Source organism: Modestobacter italicus (assembly GCF_000306785.1).
Lineage (GTDB): Bacteria > Actinomycetota > Actinomycetes > Mycobacteriales > Geodermatophilaceae > Modestobacter > Modestobacter italicus.
This window is the reverse complement of record NC_017955.1, coordinates 3,263,748-3,279,215: the sequence shown is the minus strand read 5'-3', so window position 1 is coordinate 3,279,215 and position 15,468 is coordinate 3,263,748. Positions and strand designations below refer to the sequence as shown.

At 75.7% G+C, this 15,468-nt stretch carries 16 protein-coding genes; 7 read left to right on the top strand and 9 right to left on the bottom strand.

All coding sequences use genetic code 11. The features are described 5' to 3' along the window. Positions 1–138: 138 nt before the first annotated feature. Positions 139–1,611 (top strand): uracil-xanthine permease family protein, encoded by a 1,473-nt coding sequence (locus MODMU_RS15675; protein WP_014741287.1) that lies wholly within the window; start codon positions 139–141, stop codon positions 1,609–1,611. A gap of 77 nt (positions 1,612–1,688) precedes the next feature. Here MODMU_RS15675 and MODMU_RS15670 read toward each other — a convergent pair whose 3' ends face one another. Beyond that, a complete protein-coding gene (locus tag MODMU_RS15670) occupies positions 1,689–2,087 on the bottom strand; it encodes an SRPBCC family protein (RefSeq protein WP_014741286.1) in 399 nt (132 codons plus the stop codon). Between the two features lie 139 nt (positions 2,088–2,226). On the opposite strand from MODMU_RS15670, the gene MODMU_RS15665 reads away from it, so the two are divergent. The 3 genes from MODMU_RS15665 to MODMU_RS15655 are packed head-to-tail and all read left to right on the top strand — an operon-like array spanning position 2,227 to position 4,727. Continuing rightward, on the top strand, positions 2,227–3,144 hold the full coding sequence (locus tag MODMU_RS15665) for a DMT family transporter (RefSeq protein ID WP_014741285.1): 918 nt from the start codon (positions 2,227–2,229) through the stop codon (positions 3,142–3,144). A gap of 39 nt (positions 3,145–3,183) precedes the next feature. Then, positions 3,184–4,458, top strand: coding sequence for an amidohydrolase family protein (locus tag MODMU_RS15660; RefSeq protein WP_166503512.1), 1,275 nt, complete (start codon positions 3,184–3,186; stop codon positions 4,456–4,458). A gap of 26 nt (positions 4,459–4,484) precedes the next feature. Beyond that, the gene (locus tag MODMU_RS15655; RefSeq protein ID WP_430699154.1) at positions 4,485–4,727 is read left to right on the top strand and encodes a low molecular weight phosphatase family protein; all 243 of its coding nucleotides are present in this window, start codon (positions 4,485–4,487) and stop codon (positions 4,725–4,727) included. Positions 4,728–4,743: 16 nt separating this feature from the next. On the opposite strand, the gene MODMU_RS15650 is transcribed toward MODMU_RS15655, so the two are convergent. After that, a complete protein-coding gene (locus tag MODMU_RS15650) occupies positions 4,744–5,547 on the bottom strand; it encodes a DUF998 domain-containing protein (RefSeq protein ID WP_014741281.1) in 804 nt (267 codons plus the stop codon). 49 nt (positions 5,548–5,596) lie between these two features. Then, a complete protein-coding gene (locus MODMU_RS15645) occupies positions 5,597–6,037 on the bottom strand; it encodes a hypothetical protein (RefSeq protein WP_014741280.1) in 441 nt (146 codons plus the stop codon). A 107-nt stretch (positions 6,038–6,144) separates the two neighbouring features. Here MODMU_RS15645 and MODMU_RS15640 point away from each other — a divergent pair, with 107 nt between their 5' ends. Together MODMU_RS15640 and MODMU_RS15635 are read left to right on the top strand one after the other, a co-directional pair. Continuing rightward, complete coding sequence (locus MODMU_RS15640) at positions 6,145–7,662, top strand: Mur ligase family protein (protein WP_014741279.1); 1,518 nt, start codon at positions 6,145–6,147, stop codon at positions 7,660–7,662. A 42-nt stretch (positions 7,663–7,704) separates the two neighbouring features. Then, a complete protein-coding gene (locus MODMU_RS15635; protein WP_014741278.1) occupies positions 7,705–8,916 on the top strand; it encodes an MFS transporter in 1,212 nt (403 codons plus the stop codon). 24 nt (positions 8,917–8,940) lie between these two features. Here MODMU_RS15635 and MODMU_RS15630 read toward each other — a convergent pair whose 3' ends face one another. From MODMU_RS15630 to MODMU_RS15620, 3 genes are all read right to left on the bottom strand, one after another. Then, positions 8,941–9,144, bottom strand: a complete 204-nt coding sequence (locus MODMU_RS15630; protein ID WP_014741277.1) for a hypothetical protein — start codon at positions 9,142–9,144, stop codon at positions 8,941–8,943. Positions 9,145–9,235: 91 nt separating this feature from the next. Next, entirely contained in the window at positions 9,236–9,547 is a 312-nt protein-coding gene (locus tag MODMU_RS15625) for a hypothetical protein (RefSeq protein WP_231851646.1), read from the bottom strand. A 50-nt stretch (positions 9,548–9,597) separates the two neighbouring features. Next, entirely contained in the window at positions 9,598–10,620 is a 1,023-nt protein-coding gene (locus tag MODMU_RS15620; RefSeq protein WP_014741275.1) for a helix-turn-helix domain-containing protein, read from the bottom strand. Between the two features lie 226 nt (positions 10,621–10,846). On the opposite strand from MODMU_RS15620, the gene MODMU_RS15615 reads away from it, so the two are divergent. Then, positions 10,847–11,671: an alpha/beta fold hydrolase gene (locus MODMU_RS15615; protein WP_014741274.1), complete on the top strand. Its 825-nt coding sequence runs from the start codon at positions 10,847–10,849 to the stop codon at positions 11,669–11,671. A 12-nt stretch (positions 11,672–11,683) separates the two neighbouring features. Here MODMU_RS15615 and malQ read toward each other — a convergent pair whose 3' ends face one another. The 3 genes from malQ to MODMU_RS15600 are packed head-to-tail and all read right to left on the bottom strand — an operon-like array spanning position 11,684 to position 15,438. Continuing rightward, positions 11,684–13,573, bottom strand: a complete 1,890-nt coding sequence (gene malQ, locus MODMU_RS15610) for a 4-alpha-glucanotransferase (RefSeq protein ID WP_014741273.1) — start codon at positions 13,571–13,573, stop codon at positions 11,684–11,686. 57 nt (positions 13,574–13,630) lie between these two features. Next, positions 13,631–14,845 carry an MFS transporter gene (locus MODMU_RS15605; protein WP_014741272.1) on the bottom strand — a complete coding sequence of 405 codons (1,215 nt, stop codon included), beginning with the start codon at positions 14,843–14,845 and terminating at the stop codon, positions 13,631–13,633. Further along, positions 14,842–15,438, bottom strand: a complete 597-nt coding sequence (locus MODMU_RS15600; RefSeq protein ID WP_083869794.1) for a TetR/AcrR family transcriptional regulator — start codon at positions 15,436–15,438, stop codon at positions 14,842–14,844. Before MODMU_RS15600 ends, MODMU_RS15605 begins: the two co-directional genes overlap by 4 nt. Between the last annotated feature and the right edge of the window lie 30 nt (positions 15,439–15,468).

Genomic DNA, 15,468 nt, shown 5'->3' with positions numbered 1-15,468 from the left:
GCGTTCCGGCACGGTTACCGCTCGTTGCCGTGACGGGAACGTGTCCGACAACCTCTGGTGTCGGCGCGTCCGGTCTGCCACTGTGCGATTCCTCAGCGCTGAGCTACTTCGGCTCAGCGGCCGCTCGAGGAGGACCTGATGGCGTTCGGCTGGAAGCTCTACGGGGACGGCAAGACCCCGCCGCTGGGTGAGGCGGTGGCCCCCGACGAACGGCTCTCGTGGCCGTTGACGGTCGGGATCGGGGCGCAGCACGTCGTCGCGATGTTCGGGGCGACGTTCGTCTTCCCGCTCATCATGGGGCTGGACGCGAACCTCGCGATCCTGATGAGCGGCATCGCGACGATCATCTTCCTGCTCATCGTGCAGGGGAAGGTGCCCTCCTACCTGGGCACCAGCGCCTCGTTCGTCGGTGGCGTGGCCGCGGTGCGGGCGCAGGGCGGTGACAGCGGCGACGTCGTCGGCGCGATCCTGGTCTCCGGCATCGTGCTGGCGTTGGTCGGCCTGCTGATCCAGGCCGCCGGTCCGGCCGTGGTCAACCGGGTGCTGCCGCCGGCCGTCACCGGCGCCGTGGTGCTGCTGATCGGCTTCAACCTGGCACCGGTCGCCGCCGCCACGTACTGGCCGCAGGACCAGTGGGTCGCGCTGGCGACGATGGCCTTCGTCATCGTCGTGTCGCTGGCGCTGCGCGGCTTCTGGGCCCGCATCTCGATCCTGCTCGGCCTGGTCTTTGGCTACCTGCTCTCGCTGCTGCTCGACGCCACCGCCGGCCCGATCAACTCCGTCCTGGGCGGCGCGACCGAGCCGACGCTGCACGACCGCGTGAACCTCGACGGTGTCGGCCAGGCCGACTGGTTCGGGTTCCCGGACCTCACCGCGCCGTCCTTCGGCCTCAACTTCTCGCTGCTGGTGCTGCCCGCCGTCATCGCCCTGGTCGCCGAGAACGCCGGCCACGTCAAGGCGGTCGGTGAGATGACCAAGCGGAACCTGGACCCGGTCCTCGGCCGCGCGGTGTTCGCCGACGGCATCGGCACCGTCGTCGCCACCTCGGTCGGTGGCTCGCCGACGACTACCTACGCGGAGAACATCGGCGTCATGGCCGCCACCCGCGTCTACTCGACGGCGGCTTACTACGTGGCCGCGATCGTGGCCATCCTGCTCGGCCTGGTGCCCAAGTTCGGCGCGATCGTCAACGCGACCCCCGGCGGCGTGCTCGGCGGGATCACCGTCGTCCTGTACGGGATGATCGGCCTGCTGGGCGCCAAGATCTGGAAGGAGAACCGGGTCGACTTCGCCAACCCGATCAACCTGGTGCCGCTGGCCGCCGGGATCATCATCGGGATCGGCAACGTCAACCTGCAGTTCACCGACAACTTCTCCCTCGGCGGCATCTCGCTCGGCACGATCGTCGCAGTGGTGGGCTGGCACCTGGCCCGGGCGCTGGCGCCCGCGGAGATGAAGGCCGCCCTGCACGAGGAGCGCGGCTTCGAGGGTGGCACCGGGCCCGCCCTGGGTTCCACCGGCCGGCACACGGTCGACGCCGGCGGGGCGGACCCTTCCGACGTCGACGAGAACGACCGCTCGCGCTACGACCGGAACGACCGCTCGCACTAGTCACAGGCTCCGGCCGGCCCGGCTCCCCGTCCCCGGGGGCCGGGCAGGTCTGCGTCCGGGGGCGCAGGCGGGAGCGGTCAGTCCGCCTCGAGCACCCGCTTGAGGGTGGCGAGGTCGGCGGTGATCGCCTCGGCGTCGGCGGCGAACGCCTCGTCGGTCGTGCCGGGCTGGCGGCGCAGGGTGAAGACCACCTCGCTGTCCGCGCCGTCGGCGAGCACCCGGACCGGGTTGGTGGTCGTGGTCCCGTCGGGCAGGACGACGTCGTGGTCCAGGACGCCGTACTCGTTGACCGGTACGAACCGCACCAGGACCCGTCCCATCGGGGAGTCGGCCACCCACTCGCCCCGCTCCCGCCGGATGCCCGCGGCCAGCCCGGCCGCCCACTCGGGCAGGTGGGCCGGGTCCCGGACGTAGGCGTACACGCGGTCCGCCGGTCGCTCGATGGACACGGTCAGGTGGCGGGACTCCGTCGGCATGCCGGCATGGTGCCCCATCCCACCGACCCGACGGGACGACCGCAACGATCCGGCCGATGTGCGGGGCAGGACGGCCAGCCGCAGTGCCGCGACCGGAAACCGCCGGACCCTGTCGGAGGGGATCCCTAGGGTCCTCCCTGTGCCCACCGCGACCCGCGCCCCGCTGACCCTGCTCGCCGTCGCGGTCACCGTGCTGGCCTGGGCGTCGGCGTTCATCGGCATCCGGGCGGTGGGGGAGGACCTCTCGCCCGGCGCGCTGGCGCTGGGCAGGCTCGCCGTCGGCACAGTGGTGCTCGGCGCGCTGCTCGCCCCGCGCGGCTGGACCCGGCCCACCGCCGCGGAGTGGCGGCTGCTGGTCGTCTGCGGGGTCGGCTGGTTCGGCATCTACAACCTGGCGCTCAACGCCGCCGAGCAGCACCTGGACGCCGGCACCACCGCGATGCTGGTGAACATCGGGCCGGTGCTCATCGCCGTCTTCGCCGGGCTGCTGCTCGGCGAGGGCTTCCCGCGCTGGCTGGTCGTCGGGCTGGGCGTCGCGTTCTGCGGGGTCCTGCTCATCGGGTTCGCCACCCGGGACGCCGGGGCCGACCTGGTCGGCGTCGTGCTCTGCGTGGTCGCGGCGGTCACCTACGCCGCCGGGGTGGTGGCGCAGAAACCGCTGCTGCGCCGGCTGCCGCCGCTGCAGGTGACGTTCACCGCGTGCGCGATGGGCACGGTCTGCTGCCTGCCGTGGGCCGGCGCCCTCGTCGCCGACCTGGGGTCGGCGCCCGGGTCCTCGATCGCGGGCATGGTCTACCTCGGCGCCGTCCCCACGGCCCTGGCCTTCAGCACCTGGGCGTACGCGCTGTCCCGGATGGACGCCGGCCGGCTGGGTGCCACCACCTACCTGGTGCCGCCGATCGTCGTGCTCCTTGGCTGGTGGCTGCTCGACGAGGTCCCGCCGGCGCTGGCCGCGGTCGGCGGGGCGGTCTGCCTGGCCGGTGTCGCGATCTCCCGTCGGCGGGGGCGGGTGCGGCCGCCGGTCGCCGTGCCGCAGGAGGCCGGCTCCACGGTCTGAGGTCACCGGCACGACATCTGCGGCTGCTACGACTGCCGGGTGACCACCTCTGAGAGCCCCGGGTCCCTGGTCGTGACCGCCGCGCGGCTGCGGGACGGTTCCGTCGTCGACATGGCCTGCGCCGACGGGGTGGTGACCGCCGTCGTCCCGGCCGGGGAGCTGCCCCGGCCGGCCGGGGTCCCGGTGGTCGACGCCGCCGGCGGGCTGGTCACCGAGCCGTTCGTCGACGCCCACCTGCACCTGGACAAGGTCCGCACGCTGCCCTGGGTCGGTGACGCGGCGCTGCAGGCCTACACCGGCGACGGGATGGCCGACTCCGCCCGCGGCATCGACCTGGCCCGGGCGGTGAAGGAGCAGTACAGCGTCGAGCGGCTGCTCCCCGCCGTCCGGCAGGCGCTCGCCGACGGCGAACGGCACGGCGTCCTGCACGTCCAGGCGTTCGCCGACGTCGACACCGCCGCCGGGCTGGTGGGCGTGCAGGCGGTGCTGGCCGCCCGCGAGGAGTTCCGCGGCCGGGTGGACGTCGCGGTCGTCGCCTTCCCGCAGGACGGCCTGCTCCGCGACCCGGGTGCCGGCGACCTGGTGGAGGAGGCGCTGGCCCTCGGCGCGGACGTCGTGGGCGGGATCCCGTGGCTCGAGGAGACGACGGCCGACCAGGAGGCGCACGTCGAGTGGGCCTGCGCGCTCGCCGCCCGGCTGGGCCGCCGGGTCGCGATGCTCACCGACGACGCCCCCGACCCGTCCTGCGACACGACCCGGATGCTGGCCGAGGCCCTGCGGCGGCACGGTCTGCAGGGCCGCGGCGTGGCCTGCCACGCCCGGGCGCTGGGTCACTACGACGCGCAGCGGCAGACCGCCGTCCTCGAGCTGGCCCGCGAGGTCGGCCTGGGGCTGGTCAGCGACCCGCACACCGGCTCGGTGGCGCTGCCGGTGGAGCGCGCGGTCGCGCTGGGCGTCGACGTGGCGCTGGGCCAGGACGACATCGAGGACGCCTACTACCCCTTCGGCCGGCACAACCTGCTCGAGGTCGCCTTCCTCGCCGCGCACCTGCTGGACATGCGCACGGCGCCGCAGCAGGAGGTGCTCGTCGACCTGGTGACGACGTCGGCCGCCCGGGTGCTCGGGCTGACCGGGTACGGGCTGCGCGTCGGCGGCCCCGCCGACCTGCTCGTGCACGACGCGGCCCGCACCGTCGACCTGCTGGCGCACCACGCCGCACCGCGGGTGGTCGTGCGCGGCGGGGTGGTGCTGTGTCAGCCGCCGGCGGTCAGCACGCCGGCCACCGCGTCGAGCGCACCGGGCACGAGCGCGTAGCAGGCCCACACACCGCGGTCGCCGCGATGGCCGAGGTCGGCATCGACATCTCCGACCAGCGGCCGAAGGTGCTCACCACCGACGCCGTCCAGGTCTCCGACGTCGTGATCACCATGGGCTGCGGTGACGCCTGCCCGGTCTTCCCGGGCAAGCGCTACCTCGACTGGGAGCTGGCGGACCCGGCCGGCAAGGGCGTGGACTCCGTGCGCCCCATCCGCGACGAGATCGAGGGCCGCATCCGCGGACTGCTCGCCGAGCTGCAGCGCTGACGCCGGCGGGGCCCCGTCAGCGGCGGCGGGGCGCCCAGGGGTCGTCGGGGTCGAAGTCGTCGTCGTCCTCGGTGGGGGTGGGGCGGGCCGGTGCCGCGGGTCGCTCGGCGGCGCGGCGCGCGGCCGCCTCCAGCGCGGCGTCCCGCTCGGCCGCCCGCTGGGCGCGCTCGAGCCGGGCGTCCTCCCGCAGCTGCCGGCGGCTGGGGCTGCCGTCGGGGTTGGTCAGCGCGAGCCAGTCGTCCTTCTGCCGCCACAGGGCGGCCCCGGCCACCGCCAGCCCGATCGGGATGACGTAGGCGGCGATCCGCTCCATGCCGCCCTCACCCAGCCCGAGGAACACCGCCGAGCCGAAGAAGATGGTGGCGATGACCCCGACGAGGCCCAGGACGGCGAGAGTGGTGCCGATGCCCTCCGACCGCGGCCGCACCGCGTAGGCCACCGCGATCAGCCCGATCGACCCCGCCACCAGGTGCACGCCGGCGGCGACCTGGTGCACCGCGGTCACGCCGTCGGAGGGGAACAGCCCCACGAGCAGCACGCCGAGGCCGGCGAGCACGAGCAGCACCCGGGCCAGCCGTCCGCCGTTGCCGGCGAGCCCGGGCCCCAGCAGCAGGACGCCGACGGCGATCAGCAGGCCCTGCACCACGAACGAGCCGTTCATCAGCAGGCGTGCCGCGGAGTCCGCCGTCCCGAGGTCGCTGATCACGTCCGCCGAGTACGAGTAGCCGCCGTACCGCGCGGCCGCGATCGCCTCGACGACGAAGAACTGCAGGGTCAGGACCCAGGCGAGGCCGCCCCACCGGTACCGGCTGTCTGTCACGGGGAGCCATCGTCCCAGCCGCGGCTGTGCAGGCGGCGGGGTGTCCGCCTCACGGACGCGTCGCGCGGCTCCCGGGCGGGCCGACCAGGTCGAGGACGGCGGCGTACTGCGCGGCCGACAGCCACGAGGGGTTGCTGCCGGCCGGCATCCGCAGCACCTCCGCGTCCCGGGCCGCGGGGTGGGCGAGCAGCTCGGCGCGGGCCACCGGTTCCGCGAGCCGGGTCAGCCGGACGCCGACCACCGGCCCGCCCGCACCGTCGGCCGCGGCGGCGGTCACCTCGCCCAGCGCGTGCACGCCCGGCTGGTGCGCGCCGCTGACCCACAGCAGGCAGGGCCGGCCCGGCGTCATCAGCGCCAGCCGGTACGAGCGGCGGACGCAGCGGTCGAGCGCGGAGTCGGCGCCCGGTGCCCAGCCGGGGTCGATGTCCGCCGGCGCCGTCCGGCTCTTGAGCACCCAGCAGGCGACGTCCCCGGGCTCCAGTCGTGGCACCGGCCCAGCCAACCAGCCCGGTCGGGCGACGGCTGCGTCACCCATCCGGTTGTGCCCGGCCGGATCCCGCGCTGCCGACCAGCGCGTTCCCGCATACCGTTCCTCCCGTGGCGTTCCCCCAGGTGCCCTGGCAGGCGGTCGAGCAGCGCGCACGGGCGGTCGCCGCCGGGCCGGTCACGTCCTCGGGGGCGCCTCCCGACCTGGTGCTGCAGGGGCTGGTCACCGACTCGCGGGCGGTCACGCCGGGCTGCCTGTTCGCCTGCGTGCGCGGGCAGGGCAGCGACGGGCACCGCTTCGCCGAGCAGGCGCTGGCCGCCGGTGCCGCCGCCCTGCTCGTCGACCGGCCGGTGGCCGGGGGAGCGCCGCAGCTGCAGGTGCCCTCGGTACGGGCCGCGCTCGGTCCGCTCGGCGCCCAGCTCGCCGGTGACCCGGCCGACCGGCTGCGGCTGGTCGGGGTCACCGGCAGCAACGGCAAGACGACGACGAGCACGCTGGTCCGCGGGGTGCTGGCGGCCGCAGGGGAGTGCGCGGGGGTGGTCACCACGCTCGGCGCGCGGGTCGGCGGCCTGGAGCGCAGCACCCGGCTGACCACGCCGGAGGCGCCCGAGCTGCACGGCCTGCTGCGCTGGATGCTGGACGAGGGTGCCACCAGCGCCGTGGTCGAGGCGTCGTCGATCGCGCTGGACGTCGGCCGGGTGGACGCCGTGCACGTGCAGGTCGCGGTGTTCACCGGCTTCGAGGAGGACCACCTCGACCACCACGGCACCATCGAGCAGTACTGGGCCAGCAAGGCGCGGCTGTTCAGCCCCGAGCGCGCCGACAGCGCCGTCGTGGTCGTCGACGAGCCCTGGGGCCGGCGCCTCGCCGACCAGGCCCGCATCCCGGTGACCCGGGTCGCCACCGACCCCGCCGCGGACGCCGACGTCCGGGTGGTCAGCTGGCGCACCGGCGCGGAGGGCACCTCCCTGGTCGTCGAGGACGCCGACGGCCGGCACCGGGTCAGCTCGCCGCTGGTCGGCCGGGTGCACGTGGGCAACCTCGCCGCCGCCTGGGCCACCGGCCGCTCGCTGGGCCTGGACCCGGGCACCGTCGCCGCCGGGCTGGCCGCCACCGCGCCGCCCGCCGGCCGGAACACCCTGCTGCGCAGCCCGGGCGGCCCGCTGGTCGTGGTCGACTACGCGCACACGCCCGGCGCGCTGGCAGCCGCCCTGCAGACGGCGCGGGAGCTGGCCGGCCCGGCCGGCCGGGTGCGCCTCGTGCTCGGCGCGCGGGGCCGGCGGGACCGGTACAAGCGCCAGGGGCTCGGCGTCGCGGCCCGCGCCGCCGACGAGGTGTGGCTGACCAACGAGGGCAGCCACGGGGAGCGACCGGAGGCCATCGTCGAGGAGCTGCGGGTGGGGCTGGCCGGCGGCGACGCGACCGTGCGGACCGAGCTGGACCGGCGGGCTGCCATCACCGGCGCCGTGCTCGCCGCCGGCCCGCGGGACGTCGTGCTGGTCGTCGGCCGCGGGCACGAGACGACGATGACCGACGACGGCGCCCCGCTGCCCTTCGACGACGTCGCGGTGGCCCGGGAGGCGCTGGAGCAGACCACCCGCGACCTGGTCACCGAGCAGGCCTCCTGACCGCTGCGCGGTGTGCCCGCTCACAGGAGCACGCTGCAGGGCGTGACCGAGGAGTGGGCGGGCCACCGGGTCGGTGAACCCGGGTTCCGGCGGGCGGCGGTCGCCGTCTTCCTGGCCGGCGTCGCGGTCTTCGCCACGCTGTACGCGCCCCAGGCGCTGCTGCCCGAGCTGACCCGCGCGTTCGGCGTCTCCCCGGCGTCCTCGACGCTGGCCATCTCGATCGGCACCGCGGCGCTGGCCGTCGGGCTGCTGGTGCTCGGACCCGTCTCCGACCGCCGGGGCCGGACCGGCATCCTGCAGGCCAGCCTCGCCTCCGCCGCGGTGCTGGCCGTGCTGATCGCGCTGGCCCCGTCCTGGTGGGTGCTGCTGGTGTTGCGCGGCCTGCAGGGCTTCGCGCTGGCCGGCCTGCCGGCGGTCGCGGTCGCCTACCTCCGGGAGGAGCTGCACCCGGGGGTCAGCTCGCGGGCGATCGGGCTGTACGTGAGCGGGACGGCGCTCGGCGGGCTGACCGGCCGGCTGCTCAGCGGCTTCCTCACCGAGCTGGGCGGCTGGCGGACGGCCCTCGGCGGTGCCGCGGTCCTCGCGGTCGGCTGCGCGGTCGCCGTCCGGCTGCTGCTGCCGCCCTCCCGCCGGTTCGTCCCGGTGACCCGGCAGGGGCCGCTGCTGCGGCAGCTGGGCGCGGCGTTCACCGACCCGGCGCTGCTGGCGCTGTACGGCGTCGCCGCGCTGCTGATGGGCGGGTTCGTCGCGGTCTACAACGCGGGCACCTTCCGCCTGGAGGCGGCGCCGTACGCGCTCTCCCCGGCGCTGGCCGGGCTGGTGTTCCTGGCCTACCTGCTGGGGTCGGCGAGCTCACCGACCGCCGGCGCGCTGGCGGAGCGCTTCGGCCGCCGGCTGGTCGTGCCCCTGGCGATCGGGCTGATGGCGGCCGGCATCGCGCTGACGCTGCCCGCACCGCTGTGGTGCGTGGTGCTCGGGCTGTGCGTGCTCACCACCGGCTTCTTCGCCGCGCACGGCGTGGCCAGCGGCTGGGTGGCGGCGCGCGCCCAGCTCGGCGGCCGGGCCGTCGGGCAGGCCTCGTCGCTGTACTCGTTCTGGTATTACGTCGGCTCGTCGGTCGGCGGCACGCTGGCCGGCCGCGCGTGGTCCGACGCCGGGTGGTCCGGGGTGGTCGTGCTCGCCGGGGGCTCGACCCTGGCCGCGCTGCTGCTCAGCCTGGTGCTGGGCCGGACGCGCTCCCTGGAGCGCCGCTGAGCAGCGGCGCCCCAGGGCCGACGCTCAGGCCTCGGTCGCGTCGTGCTCGTAGGCGCCGGCCGGGTCGGCGTCGTCGGACTGCACGGCCTGCCGCTCGAGCTCGGTGCGGTGCTCGAGCACCTCGTCGGAGGGGTGCGGGTCCTTGCCGTGCTGGGTGCGGTCCCGGGTCACCGGCTCCTCCGGCAGGATCACGTCGTCGAGCGTCGGTTCGTCGTGCGGGCTGGTCATCCTCGTCCTCCGCTCTGCCGGCCCGGCTGGTCCGGGCGTCCTGCCCTCCCGGGTATCCCGCGGGGGTGCCTGCGCAAACCGCGCTCCCCGGTCAGCCCTGCTTGAGCTGCTCGGCCGGGAGCCACGCCTCCACCAGCACCGGGCCGTGGTCCCCGACGACGGTGTAGGCCACCCGGCCGTGCCAGCCGTCCTCCCGCTGCCGCCACTCGACCAGCAGCCCCGGCCAGGTGCCCGGCGCGTCCGGCGGGTCGTGTACCCAGCAGTGCCGGCCGTGGCCCTCGCCGGCCGGCCGGCGGACCGGGGGTGGCGTCCCGGGCGGAGGGGCAGCCGCGGGGACGCCGGAGCGGGCGGCGCGGTCGGCCAGCGACCCGCCGTGCTGCCCCCGGTTCATCCCACCCGCCACCGCACGATGCTCTCACGGTCGTCGAACACCTGTTCGACCCGTGCGGCCGGTCAGCCGCCAGCGGGCGGAGAGGGCCGGGTGAGGTCGACCTCGGTGCGCGGCCGGGGGAGCACCGGCGCGCCGGCCCCGACCTGCCGCCACTCGCTGGGGGTGAGCCCGAAGGTCGCCCGGAACCGGCGGCTGAAGTAGGACGGGTCGGTGAACCCCCAGCGGCGGGCGACCACCGCGATCGAGCGGTCCCGGCTGCGCGGGGCGGCCAGCTCGGCCCGCGCGCACTCCAGCCGCTGGGCGATGATCCACTGCTCCAGGCTCAGCTGCGCCGCGGCGCACACCCGGTAGAGCTGGCGCACCGACACGGCGTGCGCCGCAGCGACCTGCTCGGCGTCCAGGCCCGGGTCGGTGAGGTGCTGGCGGACGTAGCTGCGCACCCGGGTCAGCAGCGTCTCGGCGGCCACGTCCGCCACCGAGGGCGCCGGCCCGGCGACCGAGGCGAGCAGCGCCCGGGCGAGGTGGACGGTGGGGGAGGCCAGCGCGTGCACCAGGGGCTCCCCGGCCAGCTGCCCGGCGTCCCGGGTGACCTCGGTGAGGTGGGCGCGGACCAGCCCGTAGAGCGGGCTGCGGTGCGCCAGCGGCAGGGCCCGGCGGACGTCGTCGACGGGCAGGCCGAGCCGGCTCACCGGCAGCTGCAGGGCGCGGCACACCCCGTGACCGACCCAGCGGTGGGCGTAGGGCGCGGCGACCTCGGTGAGCACCAGGCCGCCGCGCGGCACCGTCCGCTGCGCGCCGAACTGCTCGTGCATGCCGACGCCGACCTCCTGGACGGCGAAGGAGACCGCCGGCGCGACGTCCTCGCGGGCCGACCGCCCCGACCGGGCGAGCACCGGGTCCCCGGTCAGGTCGGCCCGGAGCACCGCGACCCCGCCGACGTCCCAGGCGTCCAGCCGCGCGCGTGCGGCGGCCGCGGGGTCGGCGAACCGGACCCGGGACACCATGGCCTCCTCGAGCCGGGCGACGACCTGGGCGGGCCGGCGCTCGGCCGGGGGGAGCTGGTCGGTGTCGACGAGGGTGACCACGGGCGCTCCCTGGCTGGGTGCTCGGCGACGCTGCCCTGACAGGCCGATCCTGGGCGCTCGGCTGACCGGTGTAAAGGCTCCCACCGGTCCCGCGCCGGCCCCGGGTGAGTCGGCAGCCAGGGTCCGGAGCCCGTCACGCAGGGTCCACCCGGCGTTCAGCGGCCGCACCTAGCGTCCGGGACAGCGGCACCGCCGCTGTGCCCCCACCCGCAGAGGAGAACCCACCGTGCCCTTCGTCACCACCCCCGACGGCGTCGAGATCTTCTACAAGGACTGGGGGACCGGCCAGCCGATCGTCTTCAGCCACGGCTGGCCGCTGTCCTCCGACGACTGGGACGCCCAGCTGATGTTCTTCCTGCAGCACGGCTACCGGGTGATCGCCCACGACCGGCGGGGTCACGGCCGCTCCACCCAGGTCTCCGACGGCCACGACATGGACCACTACGCCGACGACCTGGCCGCGCTCACCGCCCACCTCGACCTGCGCGACGCCGTGCACGTCGGCCACTCGACCGGCGGCGGCGAGGTCGTGCACTACATCGCCCGGCACGGCCAGGACCGCGTCGCCAAGGCCGCGCTGCTCAGCGCGGTGCCGCCGATCATGGTGCAGACCGACACCAACCCGGGCGGGCTGCCCAAGAGCGTCTTCGACGGCATCCAGGAGCAGGTGGCCACCAACCGCTCGGCCTTCTACCGCGACCTGCCCTCCACCGCGTTCTACGGGTTCAACCGGCCCGGGCGGGAGCCGGTCGAGGCGATCATCGCGAACTGGTGGCGGCAGGGGATGATGGGCGGCGCCAAGGCCCACTACGACGGCGTGGTCGCCTTCTCCCAGACCGACTTCACCGACGACCTGAAGAAGATCACGGTGCCGGTGCTGGTCATGCACGGCGACGACGACCAGGTCGTGCCCTACGCCGACTCCGGGCCGCTGTCGGCCGAGCTGCTGCCCAACGGCACCCTGAAGACCTACGCCGGCTTCCCGCACGGCATGCCGACGACGGAGGCCGCCACCATCAACGCCGACCTGCTGGCGTTCCTCCAGGGCTGACCGCCCGGCGGGTCAGGACCTCCCCTTGGTCTTGGCGGTCCGCTTCTTCCCCGGCTGCAGTCCGTTCGCCAGCACCTGCGCGACGGACTGCACGCCGGGGTGGGTGGCCAGCTCCTCGGTCGGCACCGGCAGCGGGAGGCACCAGTTGGGCCGGTCGGCCGCGCCGGGCATGTTCGGCCGGCGCTCCTCGGCGAGCGCGTCGTCCAGGGTGGCCGACAGCAGCGTGCACGGGGCGCCGGCCAGCCGCTTGTAGGCCGCCGTCACGGCCTTGGCCGGCGTCGCCTTCTTCGGCACCTTCCCCAGGTGCTCGAGCAGCGAGGCGCGCCCGCGCTCGAGCTCCTCGTCGGTGCCCAGCCCGTGGTGGCGCTGCTCGGCGAGGTCGGACCCGGTCCACAGCCCCGGGATGGTCGGCAGGTCGTGGGTGGTCACCGCGGCCATCGCCTCGGCGGGCCAGTGCGCCGGCTCGTCGTCCTCGAACCAGAGCAGCTTGTAGGACAGGATCCCGTGCTCGGCCATCGCCTCGCGGACGCCGGCCTCGACGGTGCCGAGGTCCTCGCCGACGACGATCGCCTGCGCCCGGTGGCTCTCCAGCGCGACGATGTCGAGCAGGTCCTCGTAGGGGTAGCGGACGTAGGCGCCGTCGGCCGCGCTGCCCTCCGAGGGCACCCACCAGAGCCGGAACAGTCCCATCACGTGGTCCACCCGCAGCCCGCCGGCGCCGGCCATGGTCGCCCGGATCGACTGGACGAACGGCTCGTAGTCCGCCGCCTGCAGCTGCCAGGGGACCAGCGGCGGGGAGCCCCAGTCCTGGCCCTGGCTGTTGAAGGCGTCCGGCGGGGCGCCGACGCTCACCCCCGGGGCGAGCACGTCCTGCCAGGCCCAGGCGTCGGCCCCGCCGCCGGCGACGCCGATCGGCAGGTCCTGGATGACGGTGATGCCCTCGGTGGCCGCCCGCAGCTGGAGGTCGAGCTGCCACTGCAGCCACGCGTGGAAGGCCACCTCCCGCTCCCGGGCCGCCGCGAAGTCGCGGACGGCGGCACCGCGCGGGTCCTGCAGCTCCCGGGGCCAGGTGTGCCAGTCCGGGCCGTGCTGGTCGGCCAGCGCGCACCAGGTGGCCCAGTCCATCAGCGGCTGGCCCTGGTGCCACCACCAGTCGCGGAAGGCCTGCTCGTCCTCGCCGCTGCCCGGCCGGGCGTCGAAGACGCGCTGCAGCACCCGCCGCTTGAGCGCCCAGACGGCGTCCCGGTCGATCAGCTCGCCGTCGTTGAGCGCCCGCCCGGCGTCGTCCTCGACGTCGACCGCGTCGGCGCCGGGCACGTCGGCGATCCGCAGGTACAGCGGGTTGCGGAACCGCCGGGTGGCCGGCAGGTAGGGGCTGGCCTCCTGGCCGGGCGTCGGGGCCACCGCGTGCAGCGGGTTGACCAGCACGAAGCCGGCGCCCTGCTCCTGGGCGAGCTCGCGGACGGCGCGCAGGTCGCCCAGGTCGCCGATGCCCCAGCTGCCCCGGCCGCGGGTGGCGTACAGCTGCACCGCCCAGCCCCAGCCCCGCCAGCCCTCGGGCAGCCAGCACCGGCCGGGGGAGACGATGAGCCGGCGCTCGCGGCCGTCGGGGGTGCGCAGCCGGTGGTAGCCCAGCGGGAAGTCCTCGGGCAGCTCGCCGTCGACGTGCCGGGTCTGCCCGTCCTCGCACTCGACGTCGGCCTCGTCGACCTCGAGGGCGTCGCCGGGGCGGGCGACGATCGGGGCGCGGTCGACGAGGTCCTCAGGCGGCGTGCCGATGACCTGCCGCAGCCGGGCGATCGTCGCCTCGGCGACGGTGTGCTCCTCGTCGAGGGCGTCGAGCCAGCTGGCGTCGATGCCCCAGGCGTCGGTCGTGGGCTGCTGCGGCGCGGTGCTCGTCACGGGTCGATCCTCACCGGTCCCGGTCCGGTTCGCCGGGTGGGGCGGCTGCGGAGCGCCTCACACCCCCTGCTCGGTGAACCCCGGCGGGGGGCGCAGCGCGCCGGCGATGGCGGTCGCGACGGCCATCAGCACGGCGACCACGGTCAGCGCCTGCAGCACGCCCACGGACTGCCCCAGGAGCCCGATCAGCGGCGGGCCGCCGAGGAAGGCGCAGTAGCCGATCGAGGCGACGACGCTGACCCGGCCGGCCGAGCGGGCCGGGTCGTCGGCCGCCGCGCTCATCCCGACCGGGAAGCCCAGCGAGGCGCCGGCCCCCCACAGCAGCGCGCCGGCGAAGGCGACCGCGGGGTGCCCGCCGAAGACGAACAGCAGCAGCCCGACGACGCTCAGCACCGCGAGCACCCGGACCATCGGCACCCGGCCCCAGCGCGCCAGCAGCGGCGGGCCGGCCCAGCGGACCGCCGTCATCGCCACCAGGAAGACCGCGTAGCCCAGCGTGCCGACCACGGCCGAGGTGCCGTGCCCGTCGATGAGCGCGACGCTGATCCAGTCGTTGGCCGCGCCCTCGGCGAAGGCGAAGGCCAGCACGAACACGCCGATCAGCAGGGTCCGGGGCTCCCGCCAGGCCCGCAGCGCGCTGTCCCGGGGAGCCGGCGCGGCGTCGGCGCCGTCGTCGTGCACGTCCGGCACGAAGCGGCGCACCGCCAGCGGCACCGTGACGCCGACCAGCACGGCGACGGCGAGCAGGTGGACCAGCACCGACACGTCCAGGGCGACCATCGCCGCGCCCACCCCGGCGCCGACCACCGTGCCGAGGCTGAACCCGGCGTGGAAGCGGGACATCACGGCCCGGCCCAGCAGCCGCTCGACCACCGCGGCCTGCACGTTCATCGCGACGTCCCAGGCGCCGTTGGCCATGCCCATGAGGAACAGCCCGACGACCAGCAGCAGCACGCCGACCTGGGAACCGGCCGCGACCAGCGCCACCGCGACGGCCAGCAGCACGGCCATCGAGGTGACCGTGCGGCGCGAGCCGAAGCGGGCGATGAGCGGCCCGGACGCCGGCAGCGCGACCACCGACCCGGCGGCGATGGCCAGCAGCACCAGCCCGAGCTCGGAGGGGCCGAGGTCGAGGTGGGTGCGCACCTGCGGGATCCGCGAGGCCCAGCTGGCGAAGGTGAAGCCCGCGCCGATGAACGCGGCGTAGGTGGCCCGGATGGCCGCCTGCACCTGGCTCCCGCTGGGTGCCGGGCGTGCGTCGGTGGCCGTCATGCGGTGTCCTCGTCCTCGCTGCTGTCGGGGTGGGTGGGGCGGACGGCCCGGGCGATGATCTCCCGGGTCTGCTCCCGGGAGACCGGTCCGGTGGAGAGCACCTTGTGCATCACCAGGCCCTCGATGAGCGCGTCGACGCCGCGGGCGGTGACCGGGTCGACGAAGCGCTCCAGGACGCTGCGGCTGCGGCGCATCCACGACTCGGTGACCGTGCGCAGCGTCGGGTCGCGCATCGCCGCGAGGTAGAGCTCGTAGGCCACCGCCCAGTCGCGGTCGTCGGCGTCCGCGTCGGCGTGCACCAGCGCGGTGACCGCGTCGACGACGTCCTCGGTGGTGCGCACCGCGGCGAAGTGCGCCTCGTACCGCACCACCATCCGCTCGGCGTGCCGCGCGAAGGCCTGCGCGCGCAGGTCGCCCAGGCCGGTGAAGTGGTAGGTGAGCGAGCCCAGCGGCACGTCCGCGGCGGCGGCGATCAGCCGGTGCGTCGTCCCGGCGACCCCGTGCTCGGCGATGACGCCGAGAGCCGCCTCGACGATCCGGTCGTGCCGGTCGGGGTCGTGCCGGCGGGCCGGTCGACCGCCGTCCGCACACATGTGTACGAGCGTACACATCGACGCTGCCGG